Annotated in this window: 8 protein-coding genes; all 8 read left to right on the plus strand. The window is 46.5% G+C overall.

Features of this window, described 5'->3' with window-relative positions; genetic code table 11:
* Positions 1 to 576 (plus strand): ACT domain-containing protein (locus AC9UH7_RS05735; protein ID WP_509596134.1); only part of this gene is annotated, 576 nt, incomplete at its 5' end.
* Positions 576 to 1,661 (plus strand): threonine synthase, encoded by a 1,086-nt coding sequence (gene thrC, locus AC9UH7_RS05740; RefSeq protein ID WP_509596135.1) that lies wholly within the window; start codon positions 576 to 578, stop codon positions 1,659 to 1,661. The genes AC9UH7_RS05735 and thrC, both read left to right, overlap by 1 nt.
* A 5-nt stretch (positions 1,662 to 1,666) precedes the next feature.
* The gene (gene thrB, locus AC9UH7_RS05745) at positions 1,667 to 2,596 is read left to right on the plus strand and encodes a homoserine kinase (RefSeq protein ID WP_509596137.1); all 930 of its coding nucleotides are present in this window, start codon (positions 1,667 to 1,669) and stop codon (positions 2,594 to 2,596) included.
* 145 nt (positions 2,597 to 2,741) lie between these two features.
* Entirely contained in the window at positions 2,742 to 4,325 is a 1,584-nt protein-coding gene (gene rho, locus AC9UH7_RS05750; RefSeq protein WP_509596138.1) for a transcription termination factor Rho, read from the plus strand.
* Positions 4,326 to 4,430: 105 nt separating this feature from the next.
* Positions 4,431 to 4,646, plus strand: a complete 216-nt coding sequence (gene rpmE, locus AC9UH7_RS05755) for a 50S ribosomal protein L31 (protein ID WP_509596140.1) — start codon at positions 4,431 to 4,433, stop codon at positions 4,644 to 4,646.
* A 106-nt stretch (positions 4,647 to 4,752) separates the two neighbouring features.
* On the plus strand, positions 4,753 to 5,835 hold the full coding sequence (gene prfA / locus AC9UH7_RS05760; RefSeq protein WP_509596142.1) for a peptide chain release factor 1: 1,083 nt from the start codon (positions 4,753 to 4,755) through the stop codon (positions 5,833 to 5,835).
* A 1-nt stretch (position 5,836) separates the two neighbouring features.
* Positions 5,837 to 6,685, plus strand: a complete 849-nt coding sequence (prmC, locus tag AC9UH7_RS05765; RefSeq protein ID WP_509596143.1) for a peptide chain release factor N(5)-glutamine methyltransferase — start codon at positions 5,837 to 5,839, stop codon at positions 6,683 to 6,685.
* A gap of 2 nt (positions 6,686 to 6,687) precedes the next feature.
* On the plus strand, positions 6,688 to 7,137 hold a 450-nt coding region (locus tag AC9UH7_RS05770; protein WP_509596145.1), incomplete at its 3' end, for an L-threonylcarbamoyladenylate synthase.

Consider the following 7,137-nt stretch of genomic DNA (forward strand, 5'->3'; position numbering starts at 1 on the left):
GCCAAATCAATGAACAGTGTTATTAAGTTGTTGGCAATTGCAGAATTGACTGTTAAGGATGAAATTTCAGTCCGTGTTCATCCAGTGATCTTGCCTTTGTCACACCCATTGGCATCTGTGAGAAATGCATTTAATGCTATCTATGTGGAGTCTGAAGCCGCTGGCCAGCTCATGTTCTACGGCCGCGGAGCAGGCGGTGCCCCAACAGCATCTGCAATTCTTGGAGATCTAGTGGCAGTTGCCCGCCATGCTGCATATTCAACAGTTGGTTATGGCGAATCAGATTATGCTGATTTAGATATTGCTCCAATAGGTGCAGTTAAATCTCAATTTTTTGTCCGTCTACATGTTGCTGATAAATCAGGTGTTTTGGCCTCAATTGCACAAACATTTGCCAGTGAGAATGTTTCCATCCAAACAGTTCGTCAATCAGGCCTGGGCGAAGATGCCGAGTTAATTGTTGTTACACACGCGGCATCTGAAGATGCGCTAGATGCTTGTGTTGAAAAACTTAAGAAAATGGAGATTGTCAGTAAAGTCGAAAGCGTTATTCGCGTTGAAGGAGCATCTGCCTGATGGGCCTTTTTACGAAAAAAGTTAGCGGAGCGCATCAATGGCGCGGAGTAATAGAGGAGTACCGTCACCGTCTTCCAGTGAGCGCAAAAACTCCAATCGTTTCTTTGCGTGAAGGTGGAACTCCACTCATCTATGCATGCAATCTTTCAGAGCTACTGGGAAATAATGTTTGGATCAAGTACGAAGGCTTAAATCCAACTGGCTCCTTTAAAGATCGCGGCATGACCATGGCGATTTCAAAAGCGGCTGAAGATGGAGCCAAGGCTGTTATCTGTGCATCAACCGGAAATACTTCTGCATCAGCTGCAGCATATGCAGTTAAGGCGGGAATGCGACCCGCGGTTTTAATCCCTAAAGGCAAGATCGCTATGGGAAAGCTTGCACAAGCTGTAATCCACGATTCAACGATTTTGCAGGTTAATGGCAACTTTGATGACTGTTTAATGCTCGCAAAAGAACTTTCAGAAAATTATCCTGTTGCACTTGTTAACTCTGTTAACCCATATCGCATTGAAGGACAAAAGACTGCAAGTTTTGAAGTCGTAGACATGCTTGGCGATGCTCCAGATATTCACGCACTTCCAGTGGGTAATGCCGGAAACATCACTGCGTATTGGAAGGGCTATAAGGAGTACAACAAAGACGGTCTTTCGACCAAGTTGCCGATGATGTATGGATTCCAAGCCTCAGGTGCCGCTCCTATTGTTAAGGGCAAGATTGTGAAGAATCCGGAAACAATTGCTACCGCCATTCGAATTGGTAACCCTGCCTCTTGGCAACAAGCCGTTGAGGCCCGCGATATGTCAGGTGGAGTGATTGATTCTGTGACTGATCGCGAAATCCTGAGCGCATACCGTTTAATTGCAGCTAAAGAAGGTATTTTCGTTGAGCCATCTTCTGCAGCAGGGCTGGCCGGGCTACTCAAGTACAAAAAGGCTGGCAAGTTGCCGCAGGGAAAGACGATTGTCATCACTGTTACTGGCCACGGCCTGAAAGATATTCCATATGCCTTAGAGGCTGCCAAGAAGCCAGTTATTGTTCCGGTTAATGCAAAGATCGCAGCTAAAGCATTAGGACTAGCGTAAGAAATATGAAACCAACATTTAAAGCACAACCTATTCAGGTTCAAGTTCCAGCATCGAGTGCAAACTTAGGACCTGGTTTTGACTGCCTTGGATTAGCACTAACTATGCATGATCGTTACATGGCACAGGTCATGGATGAACCTGGTGTTGATATTGATGTTACTGGTGAAGGCGCAGAGAGCATTCCAACAACTGATAAGAATTTAGTAATCAAAGCGATGTATAAAGGTTTTGATTTCTTAGGGGGGCGTCCTCGCGGAATTGCATTGCGTCAACTAAATGTTATTCCTCATGGTCGGGGTCTTGGATCTTCAGCGGCAGCAATAGTTGGTGGATTAGCACTTGCTCGTGGTTTAGTTCTTGGTGGCAACGAGCGAATGAGCAATGAAGATATGTTAAACATTGCCAACGAAATGGAAGGCCATCCAGATAATGTTTCAGCTGCCATTTTTGGAAGCGCAAACCTTGCCTGGCAAGAATCTCAACGTGGTCATGTTGTCGCCCAATCATTGAACTTTGAGGTTGATCCACGAATTGGAGCGCTAGCATTTGTTCCGGCTACCGAATTTTCAACATCAAAGGCACGCAAGATGTTGCCAGAATCAATCCCACATAGTGATGCAGTCAAGAATTCAAGCAATGTTGCAGTCCTAGTTCAAGCCTTGCAATCTCGCCCAGATCTATTGCTGGGTGCAACAGAGGATTATTTGCACCAGAGTTATCGCAAGGATGCGATGCCCAACAGTTATGCCCTGATGACAAAACTTCGAAAAGCAGGAGTAGCAGCCTTTATTTCAGGTGCTGGTCCGACGGTCATGGTTCTCCACACAGGCGGAGAGTTAGAGGCAGCTGAATTAGAGCGTGCGGCAGGGGAGAAGTTCCAGATGATTTCACTCGGTATTTCACGCACAGGTGTAAGCCTGATCACCGCCTAATTTTGCGATTTCAAGACTTATCCTGCTAACCTTTACACATCTGAACGGCACATCTAGCGGCCAGTAACACATCAGATATTTTCAAAAACAAAAATCCCAGGTTCTTTAGGATTTAAGCCCTAGAACCAATAGTGAAAAGATATTCATGACAACAGAAATTGAACCAGTTCGCTCACAAAGTCCAGAGCTTGCTGCCATGACCCTTCCAAAGTTAAAGACAGTTGCAACTCAACTGGGTGTCGATGGCGCAGCAAAGATGAAAAAGGATGCACTTGTAGAAGCGATTGCTGACTTACAGGCAAAGAACCGCGAAGCTGCAAAGGCTGAACGCGAAGCACGCCGCGAAGCGCGTAATAACCGTAAGAAGGAATCAAAGCCTTCCAACAACAACCAAGATTCAGATGATGATGGCGATGATGATTCAGCGTCACAGAGCAACAACGATCGTGGAAATGATCGTGGAAATGATCGTGGTGGTCGCAACGATCGCTTTGATCGCAACGACCGAGGCCGTGGGCGTGATCGCAACCGTGATCGCAACCGTGATCGTGGTCCACGCGAAGAGCGCGAGCCAGTTATTGGCGAAGATGATGTTCTAGTGCCCGTTGGCGGCTTGCTGGACATCCTTGAAAGTTATGCATTTATTCGCACAGCCGGATACCTGCCAGGTCCAAACGATGTTTACGTTTCATTGCAGCAGGTTCGAAAGAACGGTCTGCGCAAGGGAGATGTTGTAACAGGCCAAGTTCGCCAGCCTCGTGAGGGTGAAACAAAGCAGAAGTTCAACGCACTTATTACCCTTGAAACAGTTAACGGAATGACTCCGGAAGAGGCACGTAACCGTGTTGAGTTCGGAAAGTTAACTCCGCTTTATCCTCAGGAGCGTTTGCGTCTTGAGACAGAGCCAAATGTTCTTACAACACGTGTTATCGACTTGATTGCACCAATTGGTAAGGGTCAACGTGGTCTTATTGTTTCGCCTCCAAAGGCTGGTAAGACAATGGTTCTGCAATCAATTGCTAACGCGATCACAACAAACAACCCAGAGTGTCACTTGATGGTTGTGCTAGTTGATGAGCGTCCAGAAGAAGTTACAGATATGCAGCGATCAGTAAAGGGTGAAGTTATCGCTTCAACTTTTGATCGTCCTGCAGATGACCACACAACAATTGCTGAACTTGCTATCGAGCGCGCAAAGCGTCTTGTTGAACTAGGTCACGATGTAGTTGTTCTACTTGACTCAATCACACGCCTTGGTCGTGCATATAACATCGCAGCACCTGCATCAGGCCGCATCCTTTCTGGTGGTGTTGATTCCGCTGCTCTTTATCCACCAAAGAAGTTCTTCGGAGCTGCTCGTAACATAGAAGATGGTGGATCACTCACGATTCTTGCAACTGCGCTCGTTGACACAGGTTCTCGCATGGATGAAGTTATCTTTGAAGAGTTCAAGGGAACTGGAAACATGGAGTTGATCCTTGATCGCCGCATGGCTGACAAGCGAATCTTCCCTGCGGTTAACGTTGTTGCTTCAGGTACACGTAAGGAAGAAATCCTTATGGGTTCTGAAGAGCTCAACATTGTCTGGAAGCTACGTCGCGTATTGCACGCGCTAGAACCACAAGCAGCACTCGAATTGCTACTTGAGAAGATGAAGGGCACTAAGTCCAACGTCGAGTTCTTGATGCAGATTCAGAAGACAACTTCGGGTCCAGACGACTCAAAGTAAGCGTAAATTTCTCAAAAGTAGGCTTATCGCTTACCCTTGGGGTCTGTTAACCGTCCGTTTGGTTCACTCAGCAATGAGACCCAAACACGAATATAAGGAATAACCATGAAGCCAGAGATCCACCCAGAATACAAAGACACCCAGGTAACTTGTGGTTGCGGCGAGAAGTTTGTAACTCGCTCAACAGTTGCTAGCGGATCAATCTATGTTGAAGTTTGTTCTGTCTGCCACCCGTTCTACACAGGTAAGCAGCGCATCCTTGATACTGGTGGTCGCGTGGCTAAGTTCGAAGAGCGCTTCGGTAAAAAAGCAGCTAACTAGCTTTCTAAAGAAACCGCATCGTGACCCAGTTGGGTTGCGGTCGCGGTTTTTTTATTTCTCCAACTAAACAAATAGTGGTTTACCTAAGAATAGAAAGGAACAGTCGATGAGCAATGATCGCTTTGCATCAGCACATGAAATGGTGCGCGAGTATGCCGAACTAGAAGCAAAGATGGCTGATCCATCTATACATGAGGACCAAGCTAACGCACGCAAACTTGGACGACGCTATGCCCAACTAGGTCCCGTCGTTGCGGGCTTTAAAGCCTGGAAGTCAACTGAAGATGATTTGTTGGCAGCTGCAGAGTTAGCCGCGGTAGATCCAGAGTTTGCATCTGAAATTCCCGCACTTGAAGCTGCTCGTGATGCAGCAGCAGAAAAGTTAGAAGAGTTATTGCTACCTCGTGATCCTAACGATGATCGTGATGTGATTTTGGAAGTTAAAGCAGGTGCTGGTGGAGACGAATCAGCGCTGTTTGCTGGCGATCTTTTGCGTATGTATATGCGATATGCAGAAAAGCACAATTGGAAAGTTGAAATCATCGATGCCACCGAAAGTGAAATGGGTGGATATAAGGATATTTCCGTAGCGGTTAAATCAAAGGGTGTTGCAGCTCCAGGTGAGTCACCATATGCGCGTTTAAAGTTTGAAGGCGGAGTTCACCGCGTCCAGCGTGTGCCAGAAACTGAAAGCCAAGGACGTATTCACACATCTGCAGCCGGTGTGCTGATTTTGCCTGAAGCAGAAGAGGTAGATGTTGAGCTAAATATGAATGATGTGCGCGTAGATGTTTATCGCTCATCTGGCCCTGGTGGACAGTCTGTTAATACAACTGACTCTGCGGTGCGTTTAACCCACGTGCCAACGGGAATTGTTGTTTCGTGTCAGAATGAAAAGAGTCAGTTACAAAATAAGGAATCAGCGCTGCGCATCTTGCGTGCACGTCTATTAGCTGATGCCCAGGAAAAGGCTGAAGCGATTGCATCTGCAGAGCGCAAGAGTCAGGTCCGAACAGTTGACCGTTCAGAGCGAATTCGCACTTATAACTTTCCAGAAAATCGCATCAGCGATCACCGCGTTAACTACAAGTCAAATAATTTAGATGCTGTCCTAAATGGGGACCTAGATGACATGATCCAAACATTGCTAGATGCCGACAAAGCAGCACGTTTGGCAAACGCTAACTAACATGCTCATCAAAGAGATTCTGCGTGATGCTAAATCGCAGTTAGCTGAATCTGGAATCTCAGAAGTAGATGCAGAGCATTTGTTGGCTCATGTTCTTGGCTTATCTCGCATGGATCTTCACAACTCAGTTTTAGTGGAATCAACCCTGCTTGGGATAGAAGACAAAGATGTACTTGAAGAGCAGTTCTATGAATTATTAGATCGCCGGCTTAACTTTGAACCCTTGCAGTACTTAACTGGGACGGCCGGCTTTAGATACTTAAACATTGAAGTTGGTCCTGGCGTGCTTGTTCCACGACCTGAATCAGAGTTACTTGTTGAAGCCGTGTTACAGCACATCGAAAATTTGCCGGCACCCGTGAGTGTTATTGATCTGGGCGCGGGATCTGGTGCATTGTCTTTAGCGATTGCAACAGAAGCACCAACTACTCGCGTTATCGCGGTTGAAAAGAGCCCTGAAGCATTGGTCTGGCTGAAGAAAAATGTCTCTGTGATCGCAGAAAATGTGCGGGTTGTGGAAGGAGATGTTGCAGATGTATTGCCTGGCATCAAGTGCGATGTGGTGATTGCAAACCCTCCATATGTTCCAGATTCACAACCATTACCTCGAGATGTTGCCGGCTTTGAGCCACACATCGCCTTGTTTGGTGGCCCGACGGGAATGGAGATTCCTAAGGTATTTATCGCAGCTGCAGCCCGATTGCTCAAAAGTGGTGGGGTTCTGGTTATTGAACACACAGAAGAACAGGGCGTTGCAATCACCGATGCTTTGTCAGTAGATTTTCTGGAAATTGCCCTGCATGATGACCTAGTAGGTCGTCCCCGTTGGACTAGCGCAGTTAGGAGGTAGCCATGGCAAAAAATGTTGACTTGAAAAAAGGTGAGCTAACTCGTCATGTGAATAAAGCTGCCAAAGCAATTGCTGATGGTTACGTAATCATCATTCCAATGGAAAATAGTTATGCATTTGCCTGTGATGCATTTAGAGCAGACTCAGTGAGAGCGATGCATGTTTTGCGTGGAGACCCATTGCTCACAGCTGCCCAAGTAATTGTCGGGAGTGTGAAAACAACTGAAGGAATCATTCGGGAAGTTACACCTGAGATTAAAGGTTTGATGAAAAAGTTTTGGCCAGGAATGTTGTCCATGAATTTAAGGCCTCAGTTAGGACTTAGCTGGGATCTTGGTGATGGTAATGAATTAGATCGCGTGAGTGTTCGAATACCGCGAGCAAAGTTTGCAAAAGCACTGGCTACTAAAACTGGTCCTTTGGCGATAGCCAGCGCTGCCCGCAAGGGCATG

Source organism: Candidatus Planktophila sp. (assembly GCF_044348745.1).
Taxonomy (GTDB): Bacteria; Actinomycetota; Actinomycetes; order Nanopelagicales; family Nanopelagicaceae; genus Planktophila.

Coding starts and splice junctions, on each gene's coding strand:
- prfA (WP_509596142.1), top strand. CDS start 4,753: ATGAGCAATGATCGCTTTGCATCAGCACATGAAATGGTGCGCGAGTAT.
- thrC (WP_509596135.1), top strand. CDS start 576: ATGGGCCTTTTTACGAAAAAAGTTAGCGGAGCGCATCAATGGCGCGGA.
- prmC (WP_509596143.1), top strand. CDS start 5,837: ATGCTCATCAAAGAGATTCTGCGTGATGCTAAATCGCAGTTAGCTGAA.
- rpmE (WP_509596140.1), top strand. CDS start 4,431: ATGAAGCCAGAGATCCACCCAGAATACAAAGACACCCAGGTAACTTGT.
- rho (WP_509596138.1), top strand. CDS start 2,742: ATGACAACAGAAATTGAACCAGTTCGCTCACAAAGTCCAGAGCTTGCT.
- thrB (WP_509596137.1), top strand. CDS start 1,667: ATGAAACCAACATTTAAAGCACAACCTATTCAGGTTCAAGTTCCAGCA.